Origin of the sequence: Labrenzia sp. THAF82, from assembly GCF_009363435.1 — a bacterium.
Classification (GTDB): Bacteria; Pseudomonadota; Alphaproteobacteria; order Rhizobiales; family Stappiaceae; genus Roseibium; species Roseibium porphyridii.
This window is the reverse complement of sequence record NZ_CP045354.1, coordinates 5,571,433-5,596,636: the sequence shown is the minus strand read 5'-3', so window position 1 is coordinate 5,596,636 and position 25,204 is coordinate 5,571,433. Positions and strand designations below refer to the sequence as shown.

General features: G+C 53.2%; 20 protein-coding genes and 5 pseudogenes. 12 read left to right on the top strand and 13 right to left on the bottom strand.

Annotated features, from left to right (window positions below; genetic code table 11):
• Positions 1 to 79 precede the first annotated feature (79 nt).
• Positions 80 to 532, top strand: a pseudogene (locus FIV00_RS25620) (IS5 family transposase); the annotation flags it as partial.
• A gap of 39 nt (positions 533 to 571) precedes the next feature.
• Here FIV00_RS25620 and FIV00_RS25615 read toward each other — a convergent pair.
• Positions 572 to 1,539, bottom strand: a pseudogene (locus tag FIV00_RS25615) (IS3 family transposase); the annotation flags it as partial.
• 67 nt (positions 1,540 to 1,606) lie between these two features.
• Between FIV00_RS25615 and FIV00_RS25610 the strand changes: the two are divergent.
• A pseudogene (locus FIV00_RS25610) lies at positions 1,607 to 2,620 on the top strand (IS110 family transposase).
• Between the two features lie 248 nt (positions 2,621 to 2,868).
• Here the strand turns inward: FIV00_RS25610 and FIV00_RS25605 are convergent.
• A pseudogene (locus FIV00_RS25605) lies at positions 2,869 to 2,985 on the bottom strand (transposase); the annotation flags it as partial.
• 383 nt (positions 2,986 to 3,368) lie between these two features.
• Positions 3,369 to 3,719: an RT0821/Lpp0805 family surface protein gene (locus tag FIV00_RS30610; RefSeq protein ID WP_371419594.1), complete on the bottom strand. Its 351-nt coding sequence runs from the start codon at positions 3,717 to 3,719 to the stop codon at positions 3,369 to 3,371.
• A gap of 816 nt (positions 3,720 to 4,535) precedes the next feature.
• On the opposite strand from FIV00_RS30610, the gene FIV00_RS25595 reads away from it, so the two are divergent.
• Positions 4,536 to 4,925, top strand: coding sequence for a transposase (locus tag FIV00_RS25595; RefSeq protein ID WP_152499389.1), 390 nt, complete (start codon positions 4,536 to 4,538; stop codon positions 4,923 to 4,925).
• Between the two features lie 1,491 nt (positions 4,926 to 6,416).
• Here FIV00_RS25595 and FIV00_RS25585 read toward each other — a convergent pair.
• The 10 genes from FIV00_RS25585 to FIV00_RS25545 all read right to left on the bottom strand — a co-directional run bounded on the left by FIV00_RS25585 (position 6,417) and on the right by FIV00_RS25545 (position 18,442).
• On the bottom strand, positions 6,417 to 6,719 hold the full coding sequence (locus FIV00_RS25585; RefSeq protein WP_209006707.1) for a hypothetical protein: 303 nt from the start codon (positions 6,717 to 6,719) through the stop codon (positions 6,417 to 6,419).
• 234 nt (positions 6,720 to 6,953) lie between these two features.
• The gene (locus tag FIV00_RS25580; protein WP_152503377.1) at positions 6,954 to 8,039 is read right to left on the bottom strand and encodes an AraC family transcriptional regulator; all 1,086 of its coding nucleotides are present in this window, start codon (positions 8,037 to 8,039) and stop codon (positions 6,954 to 6,956) included.
• Positions 8,040 to 10,147: 2,108 nt separating this feature from the next.
• On the bottom strand, positions 10,148 to 10,396 hold the full coding sequence (locus FIV00_RS25575) for a hypothetical protein (RefSeq protein WP_152503376.1): 249 nt from the start codon (positions 10,394 to 10,396) through the stop codon (positions 10,148 to 10,150).
• A 792-nt stretch (positions 10,397 to 11,188) separates the two neighbouring features.
• Positions 11,189 to 11,572 carry a CesT family type III secretion system chaperone gene (locus FIV00_RS29960; RefSeq protein ID WP_173006158.1) on the bottom strand — a complete coding sequence of 128 codons (384 nt, stop codon included), beginning with the start codon at positions 11,570 to 11,572 and terminating at the stop codon, positions 11,189 to 11,191.
• Positions 11,573 to 11,666: 94 nt separating this feature from the next.
• Positions 11,667 to 12,200 carry a hypothetical protein gene (locus tag FIV00_RS29955; RefSeq protein ID WP_173006157.1) on the bottom strand — a complete coding sequence of 178 codons (534 nt, stop codon included), beginning with the start codon at positions 12,198 to 12,200 and terminating at the stop codon, positions 11,667 to 11,669.
• A 368-nt stretch (positions 12,201 to 12,568) separates the two neighbouring features.
• Positions 12,569 to 14,941 carry a secretin N-terminal domain-containing protein gene (locus FIV00_RS25565; RefSeq protein WP_152503374.1) on the bottom strand — a complete coding sequence of 791 codons (2,373 nt, stop codon included), beginning with the start codon at positions 14,939 to 14,941 and terminating at the stop codon, positions 12,569 to 12,571.
• A 44-nt stretch (positions 14,942 to 14,985) separates the two neighbouring features.
• Complete coding sequence (locus tag FIV00_RS25560; protein ID WP_152503373.1) at positions 14,986 to 17,001, bottom strand: EscD/YscD/HrpQ family type III secretion system periplasmic domain-containing protein; 2,016 nt, start codon at positions 16,999 to 17,001, stop codon at positions 14,986 to 14,988.
• A 142-nt stretch (positions 17,002 to 17,143) separates the two neighbouring features.
• Entirely contained in the window at positions 17,144 to 17,467 is a 324-nt protein-coding gene (locus FIV00_RS25555; RefSeq protein WP_152503372.1) for an EscF/YscF/HrpA family type III secretion system needle major subunit, read from the bottom strand.
• A 40-nt stretch (positions 17,468 to 17,507) separates the two neighbouring features.
• Positions 17,508 to 17,750: an EscE/YscE/SsaE family type III secretion system needle protein co-chaperone gene (locus FIV00_RS25550; RefSeq protein ID WP_173006156.1), complete on the bottom strand. Its 243-nt coding sequence runs from the start codon at positions 17,748 to 17,750 to the stop codon at positions 17,508 to 17,510.
• Positions 17,751 to 17,752: 2 nt separating this feature from the next.
• A complete protein-coding gene (locus tag FIV00_RS25545; RefSeq protein WP_152503370.1) occupies positions 17,753 to 18,442 on the bottom strand; it encodes a Crp/Fnr family transcriptional regulator in 690 nt (229 codons plus the stop codon).
• A 1,381-nt stretch (positions 18,443 to 19,823) separates the two neighbouring features.
• Between FIV00_RS25545 and FIV00_RS25540 the strand changes: the two genes are divergently transcribed.
• From FIV00_RS25540 to FIV00_RS25500, 9 genes and pseudogenes are all read left to right on the top strand, one after another.
• Positions 19,824 to 20,153 carry a transposase gene (locus FIV00_RS25540; RefSeq protein ID WP_152503369.1) on the top strand — a complete coding sequence of 110 codons (330 nt, stop codon included), beginning with the start codon at positions 19,824 to 19,826 and terminating at the stop codon, positions 20,151 to 20,153.
• Positions 20,154 to 20,233: 80 nt separating this feature from the next.
• The gene (locus FIV00_RS25535) at positions 20,234 to 20,545 is read left to right on the top strand and encodes a transposase (protein WP_152503298.1); all 312 of its coding nucleotides are present in this window, start codon (positions 20,234 to 20,236) and stop codon (positions 20,543 to 20,545) included.
• 69 nt (positions 20,546 to 20,614) lie between these two features.
• A pseudogene (locus FIV00_RS25530) lies at positions 20,615 to 21,956 on the top strand (IS701 family transposase).
• Positions 21,957 to 22,038: 82 nt separating this feature from the next.
• Positions 22,039 to 23,004, top strand: coding sequence for an IS481 family transposase (locus tag FIV00_RS25525; RefSeq protein WP_152503368.1), 966 nt, complete (start codon positions 22,039 to 22,041; stop codon positions 23,002 to 23,004).
• Positions 23,005 to 23,020: 16 nt separating this feature from the next.
• Positions 23,021 to 23,134, top strand: coding sequence for a hypothetical protein (locus FIV00_RS30605; protein WP_371419553.1), 114 nt, complete (start codon positions 23,021 to 23,023; stop codon positions 23,132 to 23,134).
• A 4-nt stretch (positions 23,135 to 23,138) separates the two neighbouring features.
• Positions 23,139 to 23,309: a calcium-binding protein gene (locus FIV00_RS29950; protein WP_173006155.1), complete on the top strand. Its 171-nt coding sequence runs from the start codon at positions 23,139 to 23,141 to the stop codon at positions 23,307 to 23,309.
• A 160-nt stretch (positions 23,310 to 23,469) separates the two neighbouring features.
• The gene (locus FIV00_RS25510) at positions 23,470 to 23,763 is read left to right on the top strand and encodes a M10 family metallopeptidase C-terminal domain-containing protein (RefSeq protein ID WP_152503367.1); all 294 of its coding nucleotides are present in this window, start codon (positions 23,470 to 23,472) and stop codon (positions 23,761 to 23,763) included.
• A 423-nt stretch (positions 23,764 to 24,186) separates the two neighbouring features.
• Positions 24,187 to 24,363 (top strand): helix-turn-helix domain-containing protein, encoded by a 177-nt coding sequence (locus FIV00_RS25505; protein WP_247649285.1) that lies wholly within the window; start codon positions 24,187 to 24,189, stop codon positions 24,361 to 24,363.
• 15 nt (positions 24,364 to 24,378) lie between these two features.
• Positions 24,379 to 25,110 carry an IS30 family transposase gene (locus tag FIV00_RS25500; protein ID WP_152503365.1) on the top strand — a complete coding sequence of 244 codons (732 nt, stop codon included), beginning with the start codon at positions 24,379 to 24,381 and terminating at the stop codon, positions 25,108 to 25,110.
• Positions 25,111 to 25,204: the final 94 nt, after the last annotated feature.

Here is a 25,204-nt window from a genome sequence, read left to right as displayed (position 1 = left end):
ATTTCTAGGCTTAGGATCCATAAAATAGTTATGCAAATCAGTTGAAGTCTGATGCAAACTCCTGAACATGAGTTTTACGATGTCAGATGGATTTTTCTGGCTCAGTGGTGAGCAGTTTTCAAAGTTGCAGCCGCTTTTGCCGACCGACTCGCGGGGCAGGGCCCGTGTCGATAATCGGCGAGCGATCAATGGGATCATTCATGTCTTGAAGTCAGGCGGCGGCTGGGTCGATGCACCGGAGGTCTATCGACCAAGGAAGACCCTCTACAATCTCTTTGTCCGCTGGTCCGAGAAAGGTGTCTGGACGGGCGTATTTGATACGTTGTCGCAAATCGGCGGCCCCGCGCTCGAAGTGATGATCGATAGTACAGCCGTTCGAGCACATCGGGTCGCCCATGGCGGCAAAGGGGGGCAGGCTCATGCTTTGGGCCGAGCGCGTGGTGGTCCGGGAACCAAAATCCACGCTCTGAGCGATCACAGGGGCAGATCCATCGCCTTTTACCTGACCGGAGCCGATGTCTCGGACTTCAAAGGGTAATCATCCCATTTTTTGTGGGTTAAAAACTGGACTTTAGGCCGCTGTTTTCAGTTTCATTGCGGGTGTAATTCCGCCAATGGCCATGTTGGGCCGCCCATCGTTGTATGTCCATAGCCATCGTGTGGCGTGGTCCTGCGCCTCCTTGATCGCCTCGAATATGTATTGTCCGAGCCATTCATGGCGGATGGTTCGGTTGTAGCGTTCGACATAGGCGTTCTGTTGCGGCTTGCCGGGCTGGATGTATTCCAGCCCAATGCCTCGTCTCGAGGCCCATATCTGCAGTGCGGCACTGACGTTTTCCGGGCCATTGTCCACCCGAATATTCAACGGCCGGCCGCGCCATTCGATAATCCGCTCCAGAGTGCGGATTACCCGTAGGGCCGGAATGGAAACATCTACTTCAATGCCCAACCCCTCCCGGTTGAAGTCGTCCAGCACGTTCAGAGTCCTGAAGCTACGCCCATCGGCCAACTGATCCGACATGAAGTCCATTGACCAGGTGACATTTGCCTCGTTTGGCACAACCAACGGCTCCGGCTTTTCCCGAACCAGACGCTTCTTCGGTTTGATGCGCAGGTTTAACTCCAGAGCACGATAAATCCGCCGGACGCGCTTGTGGTTCCAAGCAAAGCCTTTGACATTGCGCAGGTAAAGGAAACACAAGCCGACCCCCCAGGTTCGATGTGTTGTCGTCAGCCGAACCAGCCAGTCTGCAATCTCGGCATTCTCGTCACCCAGCTTGCGTTCGTAACGATAGCAACTTTCGCTGATCTGGAACGTGCGGCAGGCAAGCGCAATGCTTACACCTCGCAGCCGAACTGCGTTAATGGCCATCTCCCGACGCTGAGACGGCCTCAAGGCTTTTTTCCAAGAGCGTCCTTCAGCAGTTCGTTCTGCATCGCCATCTCGGCATACATTTTCTTCAGGCGGCGGTTCTCCTCGGCCATGGCCTTCATCTCCGCCATCAAGCACGCATCCATACCGCCATACTTGGATCGCCAGTTGATGGGATGGACGGCTCTCCCTCTATACTTAGCGCTGGAAGTCTTGAATATGGAGGAGAAGACAATGAGACTGCACTATCTTGGGATTGATCTGGCGAAGAATGTGTTTCAGCTGCACGGCGAAGATGCCGAAGGCAACGTTGTCTACCGCAAACGCCTTGGGCGTTCGCAGCTTCTCGAGGATATCGGTCGATTGCCGGCTTGTCAGATCGGTATCGGGGCCTGTACTGGCGCATTCTATTGGCAGAGAGAGTTTGAAGCGCTCGGCCACTCGGTTCGGATCATCGCCCCACAATACGTCAAACCTTTCGCCCGGCATCAAAAGAATGATCAAAACGATGCAGCTGCTATCTGTACGGCACTGCGTCAGCCGAACATGCGGTTCGTTCCACCAAAATCGCTTGGTCAGCAGGACATTCAAGCATTACATCGTGGACGCCAACGGCTCGTCAATCATCGAACTGCCCTTGTCTCTCAGATGCGCGGATTGCTTCTGGACCGTGGCCTTGCCTTCGGTCTGTCAATTACTCGCGCCAGACGCGAGATCCCGCGTTTGTTGACCATGGAACGGGGCAGGCTGGGTGATCTGTTCGCCTCTCTGCTAGAGCAGCTCTTTGAGATGTTATGTGAACTGGATCGGCGTGTTGCCTGATTTGATCGTGAGATCAATCGGGTGTTCCGCAGCAATGAAGCCTGTCAGCGTATCGCCAAGATCCGTGGCGTGGGTCCCAAAACGGCGACTGCTATTGTCGCGGCGATCGGAGACGGAGCCGAGTTCAAGAACGGTCGTCATCTGGCCGCGTGGCTTGGTCTGGTTCCAAAACAGCATTCGAGTGGGAACAGGCAAATGCTCCTGGGCATATCAAAGCGTGGTGACCGACATCTTAGAACGCTGCTGGTTCACGGAGCACGTGCGGTTCTGCGAACGGCACCAAAGCACCACGATGCGGTCAGTCAGTGGGCCATTGGTCTCCAGGAGCGACGAGGGGCTGCCAAAGCGATCGTCGCAATCGCCAACAAGAACGCGCGGATCATATTTGCCATGCTGCGACAAAACACGGAGTTCCGTACCGCTTAAACAGGAGGGGCACGGCAGAGAGGTGCAAGACTGCGAGAAATGTGACGACCGGTTTGAATCCGGTGTGAAGGGAACCTGAGTATTATAATGGCTCATCGAAGCCGGTCACTTGTCGAGGCCTTCACACACGCAGATTTCCCATTTGGGCGCACCAGCACCGTTCTGGTGACGCCGGATAGATGTTGGCACCCAGATGCCGGCTTCGATCAGATCTCAAAAACCTTGCATCGGGAGAGCTGTCCATAGATGTAATAGGTCGCGTTGCTGATCCCGTGCTCCCGGCAAAGGTCAGCAACAGGAACACCACTCTCGCCCTGCTTCAAAAGGGCCAGGATCTGGCTTTCCGTAAATCGTGACTTCTTCATCTCGTTCTCCAAGCGCATCAAAGGCCGGAGAAGTCAAATTTTCAACCCATTGGTGTTCGGGGATGATTACCGTCCCAATTGTAACAGACGAAAATGAATTCGGTTTCAATGGGTCAAAATAATACTGCCCTTGCAAAGCAAGATCCTGTTCGAAAGGGTCATTGAGGAGCATGTCACAAGGCAAATCGCGCATATGCCCAGTAGTGCGACGCGGTGGCACAGCTGAAGTCGGGACAGGTGTTCAATTTTCAGGCGAGCCGAATTGCGCAAACCCCTGGACCCAATGACCTGGACCAACATGCACCTTTCTTCGCCGCTAAGCCGGAAAAATTAAAGCCAACGAATGGGATCGTATTTTCAAAGAGGTAAAAGTACGCTTGGTATCAAGTTTCGTTTGCGTTCATTTCGACCACAGCAAATCTACGTGCAGAGTCTCTACATGCAGTTCCGTTGTAAAGTCGAATGCCGGTAATCGTGTTGGCGGTTGTCTGAAATGCAATGCATTCCGGCCCTGAGAGCTCAGCAGTCCCAATTTTCAAAAACGTCCCGGAGTTTCCGCTGACTGGACTAAACCATGACTGCTCTGGGGCCTGATCAACTGCTCGGGACGAAAAACTCAAAACAGCCTTGTCAAGCTTTTGAGCGATTGCCAACCAATCGTCATCCTTGATGTCGTTTCGAGACGGATCGGCCGGGGAGGCAATCGAAACAGCCTCAACTGCGGATGCATCCATGTCGGTGTTTAACATGGGCGCGTTGAGAGCACAGCCCGAGACAGCGGCGCCGACCGCCAGTTTAAACCCGACACTGGCATAGTTTTGCTTGAACCTAAGAAAATTTGAACGCACGCAATGAACCTTCGCTTCTTCGTTACCGGGCTCCGTCAACGATCGGGCACTAACCTGGCCTTTTGGCAGATTGCTTCGGCTGCAGAAGCGAATCAGCTGTAGGCGCGGACCTTCCAAACGTTCACGGTTCCGAAGCAGGAATTTCGCGCCATTTCCTATGGAGGTCGGCGTATTTTTGGTTGCGACGCCTGCTTCCAATGCGCCGGACAATCTGAGCATAAGAAGTCGCTACTGAAGACACCCTTCCATCCAAAGACGACATTCCGACACGTGCTAAAGGTGAGGACTGGTCGCCCATAACATGTAAAATGCCAGTCAAGACGCGAAGTGCCTGTACTGAATGGCACTCGACCTGGGAATTGGATCGACTTGTGCCGTTTGCCGGAGGCATCGGCTCCGAAATTTCGAACAGGCCAACTATAGATTTGGAGGGGTACGAGGCTGACGAAACGACGAATGTTTCATCGACAGTTGCCGAACGGCCTCATCGCGGCGCGGGACAACGGGAACGCTCTACCGCGATCAAGCGCCGTGGCAAGCCGAGATTAACTTTATCCGACATTCATTAGAAGTGGCGCTGAACACCGTCCGGTGATGACATCCCTAGGCCGTGTGGACGGATTGACTCAGGTATCGGTTTTGGGATTCCGAATTTGATTTTAAAGTGATTCATAGGTTGCCGACGTGATTTGGAGGTCGGCGATGTGTACCAAGATGACAGACCGGGATTTCGAATTGGCACTGGAGGTTTTCCAGGCTTGCTTGCCACGGGTTGGCGCGCAGGCAAAGAATGACCGACTGTTTTTGGAGGCGCTGCACTATTTTACGCTTCACAACATCTCCTGGCGCGCTTTGCCCGAGCGGTTCGGCAACTGGAACAGCGTCTGGAAACGCTTCGACCGCCTTGGCAAGGCAGGTATGTTCGAGGACTATTTTTCCATTCTGGCCGGGCTTGATGAAGGCGCGCATCTGATCGCCATGTTCGACAGCACCGTCATTCGCGCCCATGTTTCTGCGGCAGGCGCCAAAGGGGGCAGGAAGGTCAAGCGCTCGGGCGTTCGCGCGGCGGGTTCGGCACCAAAATCCATCTGAAAACGGATCGGAACGGCCTGCCGCTTGGCTTTGAGCTGACCGGTGGCGAAGCCTCTGACAGCTAGCAGTTTACGGAACTCGTGGAAACCGGCCTCGACATCAAACATCGGGCCATCGTTGCCGACAAGGGCTATGGCAGCAACGCCAATCGCGAAGTTACGCGAAAGGCCGGGGCCGCGCACGCATCGAACAAATGATGGGGAAGCTCAAACGCTTTAAACGCGTCGCCCTGCGTTGCGAGAAAACCGCCAGAAACTTCCGCTCCATCGTCGCAATCGCCGCGACCTTCATCTTGATCAAATCCGTCCACACGGCCTAGTGTCAGGCTGCCTAAGCATCGGCATGCGACCGGGCACCTTGGGATAACCGTTGTGCGGCAGATCAACGCACTGGCTGGACCCGTTGGTTCGGCCAGTGCTTAAAGGTACGCTATCAGGCAGAGTGTTCAGCGCTTTTCCCTGTCTGCCCAGTCCAGGACCAGGCATCGACCTGGGAAAGCGCTGGAAGCTCATAATGGCTATTTTTTCACAGCCTGCGGAGTATATTCTGGGTAATGATCACGAGAACCGTTCGCCTCTTCGGCAACCGCCCTGCGGTCGGATTTAGTACAAGGCTCCATTCAGATTTAAGTTTTGCTAGTGTGAATCTTATAAAGAATTTCTTGCGAAAGACCCGTCTCCGTAGCGATTTCTTCAATTTTTTCAAGAAATCTATCGTCCTCATGGACCTGATTTTGAACTCTATGTTCTCCACGGCCCCGGCTTCACTGTGACGTTTCGATACCTCAACTGTTTTCACAGGCACCGCATTCGCGTTACTATTAGGATTAAAAGGCTCGGGCTGAACGCTGGGCATTCCTTTGGTCTGCTAAGACCCCTTGGTGTTATCGCGCAGCACTTCAACCTTCGAGACCTTCCTTGAAGGCGCTGACAGCCTTCTCATCTTAAGTTTATGTTCTTGAACGGCCTCCATCCCCGGGAGCCAGTGCTAGAGGACGATGTTTTCGCGGGGCTGCCTGCACCAGCGGGTGCCCCGCCAAAGCTTATTCCAAAGATCCGCATATTTGTTTTCACTTTTCAAGATTGAGCGCTCGATCGTCGCTAGTATTCACTAGAGCAAATCGCATGTGGCCGGAGCCGCTTTCCACTGTCTGAAACCGGGCTTCCAACGCAAAACGCGACGCTGATTATTCCGATTAAACTCGACACGCCTTAGCGTGGATGTCCCTTGGCTGGCGCGCCTTGAAGCCGCGTTCTGTGTCGTACGAGACTCGCCCTGTCATTTCCTGTCGGGAGGTTCTGGTGCCGGCCCGATGGATGTGGACTGCGTCCCGCGTTAGGTGTTTGCGCATTTCTTCGGAATGATGCGGCGATCATTGCGATCTCCTCAGGAAAAACCGGGCACACGCCACGCGATTTGCTTTAAGTATCTGTGGGCAAAGGTGTCTGGCGACAGAGGCGATTTGAGCCTCTTCCGGGGAGAGGGTCCCGTTCAGCTCCACACGAAGGGGGTTGGCGCGTCGCTGTGAAGCTGATCGATAAAAAAGCGCAACAAATCAGACCAGCGCGAAACGCCCACCTTGAGAAAGACTTTGCTCTGATGGAGTTCCGCGATATCAACGCGGATCTGAAGAATATCCGCACACTCATAAACACCATAGCCTTGCAGGCCGAGCCGCGGGACTACACATTCCCCTATCGTCGGCTTCCAGGCTGCGAAATGGGTTTCTAGTATAATGGAAAACGCGTGCGAAGCGGCCTTGACCTGCTGTTGGAGTTTCACCGGGTGGTTCATTTTACCCTCGCCGCGAAGTCTTACCGATGCCATGGGCTTCAAGGTCTAGGCGCTACCTTTGCCTGTAACAACCGGCACCCGGAAGGCGCGCGGCAGGAAGAGGGCCGTGCAGGGGAAATAAATCTCCGGCACCGGGCCGATATGGTCGGCCGATTACGCAGCGTGACGCAGTCCGGCTGCCCCGAAAACCGTTCGACGGGTAGATGTAATGCCGGAACAGGGCACCTGGTTGGCTCAGGGGGTTTGGGAATGCACTTCGAGTAACCAATGTTCCAAGTTTGACAATTTCGCCTGACAGGCTTGGTTGCTGAGTTCAGTAGGGGTCAAACCAAAACGCGCCTTGAAGGCTCTGCTGAAATTGGCTCCGTTAGAGAAACGGAACTCCTGTGCCACGGATGTCACCGATCTTGACCCGCGAGCATAGACAATCTGGGTGAATGCTGCTTTAAGACGCTGCTCTTTGATATAGGTTTGCACGCCTCCCGTTTGTTCGAAAATATCGTGCAGCCTTCTGCGTGAGACGTTCAGAAACGCAGACACGGCATCAGATGACAGATCCGGAGATCTAAGGTTGGCGCGGATATAGTTTTGTGCGGCTACGAGACGAGACCTTTTGATCGGCGCTTCAGCTGCCTCTATATCTATCGGCCGCTGGGATATGCAAGCGCGCATGATTGCAATAGTAGCTTCCGCGATCGCCTCAGCCTCGTCGCGTGCGATGGTTTCAATCGTATTGGCGAGAGCCATCAGGTAGTGACCCAACAGAGTATGAACCGTTTTACCGTTTACACAGCCATCGTTGCCAAACAGGAATCTGTCGAGGCCGGTTACTTCTTCTTCGGCCAAAAGCAGAACAAGAAACTCGCAATCGGTTATGCGACCGCAGACGCTTCCAGCAGGTTCGGAGATAAGGGCCTCGCCAGGAGATTGACGCAAGAGCGATCCATTCGAAACGTATCGTGCCGTTCCACGAAGCGGAACGGTAATGGCCCACGGAGTGGGATTAAGTGCCAATGTCTGTATTTTTGATCGAGGCCGCAGCCGAAACGCCTCCGACTGAAAGCGTATGAACGGTAAGTTCCCCAATAAATATGCTGCCCCGGAATTGCGGAATCCTAGTCCCGCATCCCTACCGTCGCAGGCAAGAACATTGCCAAAGAACGCGAATTCGTTTTGCACAAATTCAAGCTGGTCCTTTTTTGTGAGGTTGTCGGTGCTCCAGGAATAGTCCGGCGCAAGTAACCGTTGCCCTTGTGAGCACGTGCCCTGTGACAAATTCGATTGATATTCAGCGCTCGATCCGCGATTTTGAATAAACATATTATATATATCCGTGCAAAAGTGTTGTTTCAGTCGGCGACGGTCCACAAGGTTTCGGCGGTCCCGTCGCTTAAGATCGGCGATAGCGCAATCCCGGCTACCGACAAGTCAGGAAACAAAAATCCATGTCAATCTCGTCTACTTTGCTCGACTGACCGCAGTGACTTGCGGCTTGTTGTTGTCCGAACATTATGGCAACAACCGATACACGCTCGATAATCCTGCCTATAACCCGACCCTTCAAGCCGCCACAGACCGGCATTGCACAATAGGACAAGGCTTCTGCGTGCATCGTCATGCGTTTCCTGTGACGATGTTTCCTTGCCGGATCCTTCGCAGTTAGCGAACCATCCTGACGTTCCCGAGGTCCACTTCCTTGCAGGCTCACGAGAAAAGTGTTGACAGTCTCTCATGATACTAAGCGGCACAAATCGTCTGGGTGAGACAAAGCAAAGCCGATGTCATTTCATTTGTTTATAGTCTCGAACAGGTTTTCCAGCCTGAGTCGATCAAGTGCGCCCGGAAACAGAGAGGCACCTCTCTTTCAACCGATCGCGGAGCCCCGTTGCCGTGAAATTAGAACATTGGCGAGTGAATTACTGTGATGCGTATCATACCGCGCATGACCGCAACCGCGCTGCCATGCGCCAATAGAAAAGGCTGGCACAACAGGCTCGTTGCCGGATCTGAGTTGTGATGTGATACGGCAGACCTGGTCGACAGGCACGATGCGGCCTCCGCGTTTTGATCATGCGTTGCCTACCTGCACCTTGAAGTTCGTAGACTGTACACACCACGTCGATAAGCTGTTTGCGGTCAAGGCGCTACCGCTCCGGAATTGAAGAAATGGCATCCACAAATTCGCCGAAGTGATTTTGCTACGCGCCTCGTTAGTTCGAATGGCCTGCGCATACCGAAGGCGCAGCTCTCAATAGCGTCGTCGTCGACAGTCAGTTAGTTTCTCTTTCGAAGCCTTCATTTATATGATGATCGAGCTGCTTCTGTGCTTGCTCTGCCAGAAGTGCCATCGGCATTGTCTGTAAGTTTCTTAAGTTTTTGGAGGTACTCGGGCACCGGCTTGCCCTTCCGCTCGAGTTTGTCATTTGATCTATTTGTTTGCGAAGGGATCGCAGACCCATCTACAGCTAAGGAGAATGTCGGCTCCTCCTCGGGGTATTGACAAGCATCCTCAGATCGGTCTGGCGTCTTCGGCTCTTTCAGCGCACAATTGATATTGTCTTCTGGACGCAGCGCGGAGCCGCTGCGCAGCTTAACGATACATTGTGCTTAGCGATACATTGTGCCTCGATTGGCGCTGGCATTTTCTTGGACAATGCAAGGCGGTGTGCGGTTGCGCGATTTCCGGTACTCTTTTCCAATATGCCGCAGTTTTCCGGATCCAGACGAACCGGCCGCTCTCTCCAAAAACTGGAAAGCTTGTTATTCCCCGCGAGCTCCGAGCCGCGTCCCGTCGTATGGTGGAAATTTTGAGATTGAGCTTGACCGATGTCCAAATTCATTTTTTGTGCACCCGCTTTCGCCATCCGTTGTTAAATTTATCGACTGGTTCACTGGCCTTTTCTGCAACGAGCGTTCAAACGCCTGACAGCGCCTGAATTCAACAACCAGTGGAGAAAACTATTAGCTGATTATGAACAGGTGACTTCCTAATAGGCATCTCGATGAATGTTTAATCGATTTAGACCCCATTTGTTCGACACGCTCCCGCCGTCTTACAAGCGATCACGCGTGTTTCTTGCCAATCCGAGAAACGGTGATCCAGTAAAAAAGCGCATCTACACAACACTGCTGCACCGCGTCCCAAGAAATAATGACACCCCGCAGCTCACAAGATAGTTGGCTCGCAGGTGCCACTAAACATATAATGATCCGTCTTCATAAGTGACATAATTGTTATTTGATACACTTTCCGTAAAGTAGCGACCTATCTTAACAAAAATACTGATTGAAATCACAGATTTGCTTCAAACAAAAGTAGAATTACTACAAATTCAGTTAACTAATCTGCCAGACGTCCGATTATGTTTATTCCGTTTACGAAACGGCGATCAGTTGCTAAATTTTCCATCGGTCGACTGCTAAGGCGATTAGGTTTCCGTCACGACATGCTCAAAGCCTGAATTCATGCTTAAAAGATGGGCGCGATATGCGTTCATTAAAATCACGAAGGATTGAAACGGAATGACTGACAGCGGCCCTTCGCTGCATTCATCAGTTCTTTCTTCAACGTGTCGCCTTCTCTTTGATGAGAAATAGCTTGCCGATTCCGGGACACTCTTTTCAGTCGATCTCAATGCTTGCAATGTTTGAAAGCGGCGGAAGCGACGCAGGATCAAGTCTCCGCTTCTATCAGGGCGCTTAATTCCTGGAATAACAGCACTCAAACCGTTCTAGCGCCATTGATGAAGAAGGTTGGGGTATAGGTGATCCCAAGGTCACCCCGAATACGGGACCTCCAAGTATTTATGGTACCAAGCAAAGGTTGATCAGCAAGACATCCTTAAAGGCTTTTTGCGTAACTCCAATTTGCTTCGAAAATACCAGCAGTGGCTGATACGCATTCACCCGTTGTGCCCAAGTCTGTTGGCTCGCAAACATAGCTCCTATGACCACGCGCCAGCATCGCCGCGGCCATCAATACGGAAGCAGAACGATAGACGAACACTAGTACCGAATCCTGTGCTTGACAGAGGTCTGAAGAGGCCAACACAGAGCGACTTTCAGGACTTTTTCTATTAGGGGAGGTGCCGTATTTGGGGTTGCCAAGGACAACAAGCACGTTCGAAGGGACCTGAATGTCCATGCTTTCGGCCTCGGTCGTATGATCGATCCGCGTGAAAGTTTTCGCAACGGCATGTTCGGCAGAATCAACTTGCCTGTCAAACTTCTTTTCAACCAGACACGGACATTCGACGCGGAACGAATGCTAACTTTCAACTGCCGCTGCACCCAACCAGGATGCCAACGCGGTCGTCAAAAAGAAGTCAACAGCCAAGATAGCACCGAACAGAAATATCTCGTTATATAGAGGGTGGCGTGTCCGCGGATACAGTTCACTGGCAGCTTCTCACCGGGATCGCCGACTAGCGACTCATTGAATTTGAGTAGCTCTCACACTCCATTTGAGATCAATGGGAGCCTTGCAACTCGATCAACCGGTCCAGAGCAAGCTCGATCGTTTGCAGGGTTTGACGGTCAACCCCTAGCGAAACGACTAGAACGACCTCGCCTCTGGAACTCATACCGGCATTGACCGGCGCTGCGAGTACGGGATCCCAGCCTGAAAGCGAAAGGAATTCCCTGAGGCCGTCAGCCAGCAAGCGCCCTTTGTCTTGCGCCAGACTTAGCAATATCCGATCATCGTCGGGTACAGGCGTGATCGAAAAGGTGCCAGCTTGATCGAATTCGAAGGAAACACTCCCGTCCTCGACAGGAAGAATGTCGCCTAAACCGAGATTCCTGGAGAATTCACGAATCGCGGTGAAAGACCGATCTGAAAACACTGAATGCATCGCGAGAATGTTCCTTTGGGGGCAGCACCCTGTACAGAGAAAAAAATTACCTGGCCAAGTGGTATTCCACTCGCTGAGAATTAATTGTCTGCACCTAACTACGGCACGTGGGACGAATTGACGGTTCGAAGAGCCAATCAATTGCATCAAAGCCGGCAATGCCCGCGATTTGACCCGCACTAACCTCGCATTCCGCATGCGAGTAGGCTGCAATTCGATTGACCAACATGTCTTGTGCTTCGCCGAACATCTCGTAGGCATTAGAATCTACGCGGAGATACCGGTAGAGAAGATGATTTTTATCCCTGAAAATAGCGAGTGCGGCATTTGGGATCTCGGTGCGCGCCTTTAGAAACATGCCTTGACGCGAGACCTGGAAGACTTCTTGGCAGAAATGCTTGAATTCAGCGGCCTGTGGTTTGCTCGACATGCAAGCCTTCTTGGCGCTAAAGACATTTTCAGCAGCATCGCGCCCTGTGACCTCCCGCGATGTTTCCGGAACAGCATGCGCCGCAACAATCAGGACAACGAATGTGGCCAGAAACAAAAGCGCAAATGCCTGGAGGAAACACAAAAAAGGAAATTCCCTCGAACGTCGCGAGTGGATCGTTTCGAAGATAATAGACATTGCAACTCCTTACTCTGGTTTTGAGCCGATTTCGTTCAGATGAGTGCAACGCGAAACGCGTGTCACACAGACAGAGCACGGAGTTCAATGATGAAACCAAGTGCACGCCATCGGCACCTGCATATCTGTGCCAAGCCAGCCTTCAAGTGCGCTGTCCATGTCTTATATCGGCACTGCGGCCGCTGCTGTGATGTGCCGTTTGGCACAGGCACGTCGCGAATGCGGAAACCGTCTAACGAAATTGCCACACTTGCTGAAACAGTGGTGCCGACTAATAAAATCAGACACTGGCTACAGGTGAAAGAGACCGGACTTGCAGGTTTAGGATGGAAGCCGCCCCACTCCATGACGGTAGCGGGGCGCAAAGATCAATAGATCTTCGTATTTCCAAGCACGTTAAGGAACGGCAGTTTTGATGGCTTCCCTATCTTTGCTTCCGGCTTGAAGTCGGTAAGCTGTTCGGAAGTATCAGAGAAACCTGCATTCAGACCGACCGAGCGAGAACGCAGAAGCCTCGTAACCTCGTCCAGTTGGTGCGAGCGCCGCACCACACGAGGTGTGATCATCACGAGCAATTCGGTCCTGTCCTTCACCTCCTCTGTTTGCTTGAAGAGATTGCCGACTACTGGGACCTTTGAGATCATAGGAGCCTTGTTGGTGACTTGCTCCCTGCGGCTCTGAATCAAGCCACCGAGAAGAGCCATTTTTCCGGATTCGATCACTACATCGGAATTGATGGTGCGTTGAGAAATCACGGGAGTAAGGTTCTCGCCGCCGCCACTGGCCTTGGCAGAGCTAACCTCCTGCTGAACGTTCAGCAACACCGAGTTATCCGGGCGAATATTGGGTGTGACCTGCAGAATGACACCTACGTCCCTCACTTCGATCTGGTTAGTTGTTGTGGTTGTGCCGGTCTCGTTCGCGTTAGTTTGCTGGACCAGGAACGGAATCTGATCACCGACGGACAATCGCGCCGCTTTGCCATCAAGCACCGTGAGATAGGGTGAGGATATCACTCTGACATCGGTCACCGTTTGCAGAGCCTCTAGAACGAAGGATGCAGTAGTTCCGTCGACGGAATCGACGTCAAAAAGCGCAACTGCACCAGGTTCCCCGGTGTCTACAGGGTCTGGGAATTTCGACGACCTTACCTTTATTCCTTCACCGTTCAGGAAAGCTTGCACACCATACTTTAGTCGGTCATTCAAAGCGACTTCGACGATCGTCGCTTCGATGACCACCTGGGCCAGCGGGACGTCAAGCGTGCGAACAACTTCGCGAATGCGTTTGAATTCCCGAAAGTTCGAGCGTACAAGAAGGGCGTTGTTCCTGACATCGGGAACGATCGATACGCTGTCATCTGCTTGGCCTCTTGCATTTCCCAACTGGTCCAGTTTTCCTGCGAGTTTCCGTTTCGCAGCCTGCTGGATCCCATTGCCATAGCCAGCCCCACTCCCATCGCGACCTGTTCCGCGAATAATCGCTGGTGCGGAAATCGACGAAGCGTCTGCACCTTCCGGATTCGGTTCGTCAACCGGAATTGATGCCGTCAGAAGATCCCCTGCACGCGGGTCAGGTTCATATGCCGGAAGTGCCCCGCCTGTGGTCGCGAAAATCGCATTCAATTGAGCTGCAATTTCTTCCGCCGGTAGGTTTTTGAGAGGAATAATGCGCAATGAGGTCGCATTCTGGTTTTCCTTGTCCAGTCCCCGAACGAGAGTCCGCATGTTGTTCATGACCTGTTGGCTCTTTGCCACAACAAGAATAGACTGCTGTTCATCCAGTGGAATTACCAGCGGGATTTGCGTTCCAAATTTTCCGGAATTCTCAAAATACCCGACCACAGCATCCGCAACCACTTCGGGCGGGCTTTCGCGCAGCGGTATAACGGCGATAAATTCGTTCTCACCCGAATTGCCGACGATGGCACGAACCAGATCGACGACAGCCTTTTCATCTGACGGGTTCACCCGCAGCACAAGCGAATTGCTGGAAGCCACAGGAGTGATCGAAGCACCCGGCGGCAAAATCTGCGCGACCGCCTGAGCTATATCCTCAACATTGCCGTTATCCAGCTGCAGTACCCGTGTCTTGATGTCGCCGATCTCACCAGCAGCAGCATTCAGCTCCATTGCAATTATCGTGGCAGCCGGGCCGATATGGTACACGCCGTTGATAATTTTCATCACATAGCCATAGTGCGCGAGAATATCGCGCAGGATGGACGGTATAGAGGATCGCGGAACCGGTGTTTCAGTCTTGAACGTTACAAATCCGGAAAGTTCTTCCGACGCAACGAAATTCGCCGACAGCATTCCTCCGAGCAGCTGTCTCACCACATAGCCCAAAGGTTCGTTGTCGAATGTGATCGTCACGGCTTCGTTCGGGTTGGACATGCCTGCCCCAACCTGCCCCAGTTCGGTGATATTCCGGTTTATCTCGTTGGCGCCGACAGAAAACGTCGTCGGCTCGTTCTGCAAAACCCCAACAAAGCCGATGCCCTGTCTGGTGGGATCCGTGCCGTTGACACGCGAGACATCCAATTCGCCCGTTTCGACGTGCTGCAGATCATTGGCCAGAACAGAGTTCCCAGAGAGATCTAAGAAGTTTCTCTGGTTTTTGCCGATATCGTCTCCTTCATGTTTGGCGGTTTTTGCGCACGCCGCAGCGAATACCGCCACCAGAACGATAGCCGCCATTCTTTTGAAAGAAGAAGTTCGCGTCACTTGCGCTGCTTGCATTCTATATTCCAGTTTGAGCAGGATGCTCCCAAGAAAACTGCTAACTAATTGGACTTGGAAGTACTTGAATTATATTGAACCGGATTAAAACTCATTACTTTCCAGTCCATGTCTTTCGGGTAAATGAGGGGCGTGATGTAATTGTCATACTTGAAAATTGCCCCCAATTTCCCGATACTCAGTAGCTTGCTGTATTCATTAGGCGATGTACCTTCATGAATTTTTTTCCCGTCCGGCGTCTGGATGAAACGCTCGGAACCGCGGACCATCGCGCCTGAAACAGCAATTCCGGGCGGAACGAAGTCTCGAACGAGGTAGCGAATGAAAAAGGGATTCCGAGTCATCTCGACTAAGGAGTCAGAGTTTAGAACGGAGTTACGCTCGCCGATGTTTTCCAGACGCCCCGAGCAACTTCTTGCACGAGTAGGGTTGAGCACCGCTTCCAGGACGAGCAGCTGAACGGTCTGATCCAGATCGACCAGGGTCTTAGTCTTGCTCGCACTTAACTGGTCGACAAGACCGACGACTTCCACAAGGTCGGATACCGTCAGCCTCGAGTTCTCCCAACAGCGCAAAGCCGGATCGGTCGGATTGGAGACGAGAGGCAGTTGGACGGTGCTGCTGTACCCGCCACCGGAGCGGAACAGCCGAGTTGTGCTTTCACTGGACGCCGTACCGAATGGCCTAGTCTTCACACCGGTCAGGCTCGCGCTGACAACAGGCAACTGTTGGTCGCCTTTGTCGGTCACCTCGGAATCATCAACCTGCAGCAGGGCAGCAGCGTCCTCGTCGAACAACAATTCACCTGCGCCGAGTTTACCGTTCTTAAGTTGCTCCAGACTAAGGCTGGAAGCACCGGCTGAACCACTCCAACCATCGGGATCGAGAAGCGTCGACTGGGAGGAAATCACCTTGCCGTTTTCATCGACGATCTGCACAAAGGATATCAACGGAATTTTTTCCGCATAGCGCCGCGCATAGGTCTGGATGAAGCCGATCCAGGCATCGAGCTTGTCGGTGGTGACTACGCCACTCGCTTCGATTCGCTGCTGGGACAGCTGAAGCAAGACTGCTTCGTTGAGTCTCGCTCGTTTGGCTAGCTCCTTTACTTCTCCCAGATAGGAGTTTGCGGTACTGACACGAAATTCTACCGCTGATACTCCGAGAATCTCGCTGGTAACATAGTGACGGAACCGATCCGCGTCACTTTCTGAAAGAATCGTGCCATCTATCGAAACAACTCCTTCGTCAGAGACCTCGAATGTAACATCGACATCGAAGTTGTTGATCGCAGCCGCAATTTGACGGCGAATAGAAGAAAGTACCCAAACCCTCGGCTTTATCGGCAGATTGATGTCCTCAACGATGTTCAGGATCGCACTACGCTGGACGAATTCCTCTACATGACCGCTGACATAGATGGTGCCGTCCACTTCGGGAACGACAGTGACCGAGCTGGAGAACGGTAATTTCTTTATGCGAGCCTTCAGGGAAACCATGAGTTCCTCCCGATCCGCACTTGCAATACCAGTGTCGCTTCCGAAAAAGCTGGAGCTAGCACTCACCGCCGTACCGAGCACCCCACATAATACAAGAAATATCGCTCCGTGCCTGATCCAGGATCGGTTCAGGTTGCGTGTCGACCATCCGCCGAACGGCGGTCGCCCGGTCTGCTTTTCCTGAGATTGCGAGGTGAACAACACAGCCCAGTTGTCGTCTTCCGCGCCGACAGCAAAGTCGGTCGAACCAATGGTAATCACTTCCAGGGAACCGAGCTTACGCCAATCGTCGGCGCCAGCGTCGGCAACAAGACCGTTTTCGCCCACCACTTTGCCGGCGCCGCCCGCAATACTGGCCTTACCGCCTTCAACTCTTACGCGGGCGTGCCCGGTCTTCAGACAAACGTCGACGAACTGTAGATCGTCGTCCGGACCGGATCCTAAGACATACTCCCCGTCTTCCAGTAGTACTTCAACGCCGGCCTGCGTGCCCGTGATAGCTTTCAGAATCAGCGGACCGCCGGCCCTCTGAGCTGATTTAATGTCCTTCAAGCCAATCATTTCAATAATCCGGATACTTAGGCGTAGACCCACGACAATTTGGTGGATGGGAATTACGCCTCAGGGTTTAGGCCAACGCCCCCGGCATTGTCCGGGAGCGCAGACTGCAACGGTCAGGAGATGGCTCTGACCTACGTCGCCGCTAGACGACGTTTCGAGCGATTGTCTTTAGGGAATCGGAAACCGACTTAAGCATGTTGGTCCGCAGGTTGGTCACCGCAGACCAGGAGTTCATGGCCATCTGCATGGAGAACATCTTTTCCGTGTCGGACAGGTTGGTATTTTGCTCAATGTTTCTGATGTCTTCCTCGATTGCCGCAATCTGGTTCTGCAGCTCGGTCTGACGAAATATCAGATCGAAACCGTCTCGAAACTCAAATTCCTTTCCGTCTTCAGCGCCGCCCGGCAGCGTTGGCGTATCGGGAAACGATGCCGGAACATTCCAGCTTCCTGACGTATCTTGCATTTTAACTTCCTTCTTTACTGCGTTGCATTGCCAAAAAACGTCAATATCTGCTTATGACGTCGCAAGCCGCAACCAACGCCTTGTGTATGACCTTGGCCTGCTGGAACTCCTCGCGATTGAGACCGTTCTTCATTTTCAGCTCGATGAGAGACGCCTTTTTGGCCAGATCATTGGCGATCTGTTTTCTGAGGTCCCCACCGCCTTTCGCACACAGACGCTCGTCGAGGTCGGTCATTCCGAAACCCGGCATAGTGTCCTCTTCAAGTACTCGCCCTCTCTCCATCGTTAACCTCCTGATGCGAAGCATTCTTGCTCAAGCTGACTCGGCTTCAGCAAAATAATTTTCCTGTCAACCACCGTTATAAGTCCACTTTTCTGCCATTTTTTAAGTATTCTATTTACATTTCCACGAGTACCACGCGCCATGGAACCTAAATCACTTTGCGTTACCATTGGCCCTAAATATTCATACTGCGCTCCATCTATATCTATTCTCTGCCCCATCATTCGCGCCAGGCGTATGATTGAAAGCGCGAGCCTCGAAGTCAGATTTCCCAGATACAAAACCTTTGTCGCTTCTATGTAGGTTTTGTATCTTTCAACAACCAAGTCGTTAAGCGCACCCATAAGCTTGGCACCATCAGAACCTCCGCTGTGGAACAGATCGGCGCGCAATGTGAAGTAGCTGACGGGACCGATAGCAGAAGCCGTATCTTGGTAGACTGAACGATCAAGGACTCCCAACTCACCAAAGCTGTTGCCCGGCGGTACAACCGCGTAGAGAATAGAGGTGCCGTCTTCGAGGATATAGGATAAACGGACATAGCCGCTCAAAACGATATAAAATACGTCAGCGGGGTCGTCCTGCAGATAGATCACGCCTCCGTCCGGAAGAGCGTTTCGCCGAGCATTCGCCAACAAGTCGGCTTCCAGCTCACCAAGCGAAAACTTCAATTCTTTTGGCCAGTGAAACATGCCATTTATCCGTTGCTATAATTACCGCATGGGCTTGCGTCGCTATCCTCGCGAGGGTTTCGTAAATCGGTCTCCCGTTTTGACAAGCTCGCACCACGTTCATCAGCCTCTCCCCGATAGTGGGTCTGTCCGCTCATGTTCTCCGCGTCAGTGTTCTCCATCTACCGCCACCACGGGCACCATTGACACAGGCTCGCCGGCACACCTGCCCACAGCTCCGCAGCATCGACTTTTTGTTAACGACTTGTTAACTACTTTCAACTTTCGCGTTGAGTATTTGCTTGCGCTCAGTAATAAGGGCGAATACCTCTCACAATTGAAATTAATGCAAAATTTTTGAGCCTGAGAACCTTTTTCTGCTAGTTTGCACAATGCGCCAAGAAATTTACCCACACAGACAACCTCGCACACTCTCAACCACCGGATAGCGCAGCAAGCGCAACACCTAACCCGAAATCACTATAGTGCTCACCTCACCACGCCGTTTGTCGATCGCAAGACTTATTTAGGGGACGCATGCCGAAATAACGTGTGACTGTCGGCACAACGCAGCACAGCGCGAACCAATGAGTCCCCCAAAAAAGATGTCAGTCCAAGCTCCGCCATCGATGTACTATTTGGCACCGCAAGATCATTAGAATGTCTGTAAGAATTCCTCCCGCAATCAACGGAACAGAGTTAGTTTGGTCCCGAAGAGAGCCGCTCCAGAAAAGAGCTTTTTGCAGAAGTTTGCGAGATCACGCGGGCCGTTCATCTTGGTCACACGTATCAAGCAGATGCGCGTGAGGCGTCGGGGTTACGGACTCGGCGCCTCATCACATATCTGGGCTGACCATCAACCCTGCGAGCTCTCAAAACGGTCCAAATCTCACCCGAATGGCGGGTATGTCTGCTAGGTCGATGCGGCTTATACGATTGGCCAGTCCGTCTGGCTAAGACTCCTTCAGGATCTCGCACTCGGCAAACGGAGCGTACAGTGAACAGTCAGAAATTCCAAATCCAGCCGGAAACGCAAGGGTCCCTGCCACAGAAGGTCGATGAGCAGGATACGCCCCATTTCGAAGACGAGTTCAGAACGTTATTTTGGTGCATCGGCCGCATGTCAGCTCGCCAAGAAAGTTTGTTGCGGGAAGTGCGGTCCTTGAAGCGCGAGCATCGGGAAAGCTACCCGAAATGGAGGCGCCGGCGGGAAACCGTGTCCTTTTCACTTTTGGCGGTCGCACTTGGAAGCTTCCTCGCATTTCTTGTCCTGGAATCTAGGTTTCTCGGTTTGATATGATCTGCAATGGAAAATGTTGCAACCACACATGATTGATTAGCCACGTTTACTAGTGAGAGCCGATCGACTGTCTCTCTCTGGGGTCGTGGCTGAACGGCTTGCTTGCCACGGGTTGGCGCGCAGGCAAAGAATGACCGACTGTTTTTGGAGGCGCTGCACTATTTTACGCTTCACAACATCTCCTGGCGCGCTTTGCCCGAGCGGTTCGGCAACTGGAACAGCGTCTGGAAACGCTTCGACCGCCTTGGCAAGGCAGGTATGTTCGAGGACTATTTTTCCATTCTGGCCGGGCTTGATGAAGGCGCGCATCTGATCGCCATGTTCGACAGCACCGTCATTCGCGCCCATGTTTCTGCGGCAGGCGCCAAAGGGGGCAGGAAGGTCAAGCGCTCGGGCGTTCGCGCGGCGGGTTCGGCACCAAAATCCATCTGAAAACGGATCGGAACGGCCTGCCGCTTGGCTTTGAGCTGACCGGTGGCGAAGCCTCTGACAGCTAGCAGTTTACGGAACTCGTGGAAACCGGCCTCGACATCAAACATCGGGCCATCGTTGCCGACAAGGGCTATGGCAGCAACGCCAATCGCGAAGTTACGCGAAAGGCCGGGGCTGTCCCGGTCATTCCATACAAATCAAACCGGCGCGGCATTCCGAGGCACTTCGCCAAAGCGCTCTACCGGGGCCGCGCACGCATCGAACAAATGATGGGGAAGCTCAAACGCTTTAAACGCGTCGCCCTGCGTTGCGAGAAAACCGCCAGAAACTTCCGCTCCATCGTCGCAATCGCCGCGACCTTCATCTTGATCAAATCCGTCCACACGGCCTAGTCCTACTTTGGCAGGTTTTTGTGAGTTTTGATTTTGGAGGATTCCCCGACGGAGTTTTCGGTGCTTCATATAAGACCGGCTTTAGGAGGTGTCGGTCATGGATGGGAATTGGCAAAGTGATCTCGAAGGTTGGTTAGCGCCGTTTTTGGTAGCGCTTCGTCACAAGACGCGTGCCCGGATGTGCCCGGCCTATATTGAAGGTTTGATCGGTCCAGGAGACCGCAAGAGCATTCAGCCGATGGCGGAGAGGACGGGCGCAGCCAGTTACGATCAGTTTCACCATTTCATTGCGAGCAGTCCCTGGGATCCTGCTCCAGTCGAAGCCGCATTGCTCAGCGAAGCTGACCGACAGGTTGGCGGGAACGATGCATGGCTGATTATCGACGACACCGCACTGCCCAAAAAGGGGAACCACTCGGTCGGCGTGGCCCCGCAATATGCTTCGGCATTGGGGAAACGGGCGAACTGCCAGACGCTGGTATCCGTGACGCTGGCTTCGAATGAAGTGCCTGTCATGGTCGGCTTGCGGCTCTTTCTGCCGGAGAGCTGGATCTGCGATACCGCCCGGCTTGATCACGCCAGAGTTCCTGATGATGTTCGTGACTACAAGACCAAGCCCGAGATCGCCTTGGCGGAAATCGACCGGGTTCGTGCAGCAGGTGTGCGTTTTGGTTGCGTCCTTGCCGATGCCGGATATGGCTTGAGTGCTCCTTTCCGGCAGGCTTTGAGCGCACGCGGGTTGACCTGGGCCGTTGGCATCCCGTTCAAGCAAAAGGTTTATCCCGCAGACGTGAAGATGATCTTCCCTGTCGCCAAACGCGGCCGCCCGCGCCAGCGGCACATTCCCGATACAAAGTCGATCACAGCGCAGGCCATGTTGGAAACCGCAAAGTGGCAGAAGGTCAGTTGGCGGCGCGGGACCAAGGGAGCCCTTTCGGCACGCTTTGCAGCTGTGCGGGTCCGGATCGCAGACGGTCCACCTCAGCGCATTCGCGACATGGGTGCCCAGCACCTGCCGGGAGAGGAGGTCTGGGTCGTCGGCGAGCACCGCTCGACCGGCGAGCGCAAATACTATCTGTCCAACTTTCCCGCAGAAGCGACACTCAAACAACTTGCCGGCGCCATCAAGGCGCGTTGGATCTGCGAACAGGCACATCAACAGCTCAAAGAGGAACTCGGTCTGGATCACTTTGAAGGACGATCGTGGACTGGGCTTCACCGGCACGCATTAATGACGATGATCGCCTTTGCCTTCCTGCAATCCCGACGCCTTAAGCAAGCGACAGGGGAAAAAAAGAATCTCCGGACCTCCGCCGCAACCAACACTGCCTGCCGTCCGGACGGAAATCCTGAAAATCATCCAAAAACCTCCGCCCGAAAGATGCCCTCATTGCCGGAAATCTATCTTTGAGAAAAATCTGCCAAAGTAGTGCTAGGTGTTTGATCCCAGAATTTGATGGTGCAGTCTTTTCTCCCGAATGGAAGGATGCACTATGGGACAGGTTTTACACGGGAGCGCCACAACGACAGAGGCGATCCGTCGAGCAATACAAAATAGTCAAGAGAGCCTGAGGGCGCTTTCGAAGCGATATGGCATCAATCAAAAGACTGTCGCCAAGTGGAAGCGCCGAACTTCTACGGCCGACCTGCGGACCGGACCGAAAGAGCCACGTTCGACGGTTCTGTCCGTCGAGGACGAAGCGATCATTGTGGCTTTTCGTCGCCACACGCTCTTGCCACTGGACGATTGCCTTTACGCCCTTCAGCCGACGCTCCCGCATCTGACCCGTTCTTCGTTACATCGCTGCTTGCAACGTCATGGCATCAGCCGCTTGCCCGAAGTCGGAGGCGACAAACCAGCAAAGAAAAAGTTCAAGCGCTACCCGATCGGCTATTTCCATATCGACATCGCCGAAGTCCGCACAGCCGAAGGCAAACTCTACCTTTACGTTGCGATTGACCGCACGTCCAAATTCGCCTTCGTGCAGGTCGTCTGCAAGACAGGCCGGACATCGGCTTCAGCCTTCCTCGTGGCTCTCATTGAGGCCGTGCCCTACAGGATCCATACCGTTCTCACGGACAATGGTATCCAATTCACCTTTCCACCGCGCTATGCCGATGGACCGACAGCACGGTACATGACCCATATGTTTGACATGAGATGCAGGGAAAACGGCATCGAGCATCGTCTCACGAAGGTGAAACACCCCTGGACAAACGGCCAGGTCGAAAGGATGAACCGGACCATCAAGGAAGCTACGGTCAAACGCTTCCACTACGATCATCATAGCCAGTTCGAAGCCCATCTCCAGGACTTCATCAACGCCTACAATTTCGGGCGCAGACTGAAAACTCTGCGCGGGCTAACGCCCTATGAATACATTTGCAAGATATGGACTTCAGAGCCTGGACGCTTCAGACTTAATCCGATCCATCAAATGCCGGGACTGAACACCTAAGGCGGAAGACCCGCAAGTGGACACCAATGTATTCACAGGTACTGATGCTGCGGAATCCTTTACGGGCGAGAAAGATCGTGACGTCGTGCACGCGGGCACAGGAAACGATATCATCAGCGGGCAGGGGTGATGACATGATTTACGGTGAGCGCGGCGTCGACTTCCTGCTTGGCAATCACGGGAACGATTTGATGAGCGGTGGTAAGGGCAATAACAGTGTTACGGGCGGGATCGGCAACGACATCATTTTCTGTGACGCAGGCAATGATCGGATCTCGGGCGTTAGCGGAAACGATACGCTGTAAGGCGTTTCGGCCAATGATGAAGTCTTCGGTGGGGACGGCGCCGATTATCTGAGCGGCAACAGCGCAAACGACACACTTTTGGCGGCGACGGTAACGATGTTCTCTATGGCAACAGTGGCAACGACGAAATCATCGGTGGTGAGGGCGATGACGTGATCCGTTGTGGCATGGCACCGATGTGCTTACAGGTTGCGCGGGCAACGATGCATTTGTCTTCATCGATACCAGTTCAGCAAATGACACGACAATAACCGATTTTACCTCGGGTGAAGATGTGATCGATCTGACCGCTTTCGGTTGGGAGGTTACTTCGAACGCTCGGTACTCGAAGAGAGATACAGACGATGGTCTGCTTTTGAACTTGGAGAACGGCAGCTCCATTTTGCTGGTAGGTGTCGCGACGCCGGAAATAACCGCGGAAGACATCATCATTGAAGCCCGTATTGCCAAATGATTAGGTGGGCTATTTCAATCGGCAAATGAAGGGGCAATTCGAAATGCCTGCGAACGCGCGAATTTTCGGCTTTAACTTCAAGGCCTTTGGGCATCCAAGATTTCATTTGCCGGCTTTTGGGTTCGGGTCAAGCGGCCAAGAGCTATTGACCTGGCGTGGTGCGGGAACACCAACTTCACCAAAATCAAACCCCATTTAACCGTGACATGAGAGTGCTCCGCGCGGAGCGTGTCTCAGCCTCCTATGGTTTATTGGTGCAGAAATGCTGAGCGTTCAACCTGGCTAAGCTGCCTTTTGTTTTCTTGCCAGCGAACCTGAAGAGCCTAGATTCAGATTCGAAGTGCAACACCTGCGATTTGAGCAGGTGACATGGGAAGACATTACAGACATCTTGATTTGGAAGAACGGTGCTGGATTTGTGCGATGAGAAGCCTTGGGCACAGTCTTGATGACATTGCGGCTCAGCTCGGCCGGTCAAAATCGACGATTGACCGGGAGTTGAAACGCAATTGCGGTGCGGATGGCTACAAACCGGATCAGGCCGACCGGATCGCCTGGGCGCGCAAGTTGCGCGGCCACCTTCTTGAGCGCCACAGCTAGCTTCGAGCCTGCGTCGTGGCCCGCCTTGGCAGGGGATGGACCCCGGAACAGATCTCGGGCCGGCTGCGACTTGAGGGATCACAGCATACGCTCAGCCCGGTGTCCCTTTACCGGTATGTCTATAGCCCACATGGCCGCAAGGACAAGCTTCACCGGTATCTGGCTCAACGGAAGGCCAAACGAGGCTACCGCCGCCGCAAAGGCAGAACGTCGCGAATGGACGAGGCAAAACAGCCGATCTGGCTGCGTCCGACAAAGGCGCACACTCGTGCCGAGGTTGGTCATTGGGAAGGCGATTGCATGCATTTCCGTAAGCAGAGCGACATTCTCCTGACCCTTCAAGACCGCAAGACCAGGTACTGGATGATGAGCAAACTGCCGCGCAAAGATGCCGATACCACTGCTGACACGATCCGTTTCCAACTCAAAGGACTGCCGGAAAAAGCCCGAAAGACGATTACTCTGGATAACGGCAGCGAGTTCGCCCGACATCACAGGCTGGAGCAGGAAACAGGACTGCGTGCCTTCTTCTGTGAACCGCATTCACCCTGGCAACGCGGGTCGATTGAAAACGGAAATGGCCGCGTCCGTCGCGATCTTCCGAGAAAAACAGACCTTCAAAATTGGACCAATGATGACATCGAGACACTCACATTCATCCGGAATTCAACACCCAGAAAATGCCTGGGATACAGAACGCCAATCGAGGCGTTCGCTAACGAAATCGGTGTTGCACTTGAAGTGTGAAGCCATCATCTTTGAAGCCGTTTGAAACAAAAGCAAAGAAGACTCGATCAAAATATCCGAGACCCGATAAACCTATTTATCCTAACTGCAACAA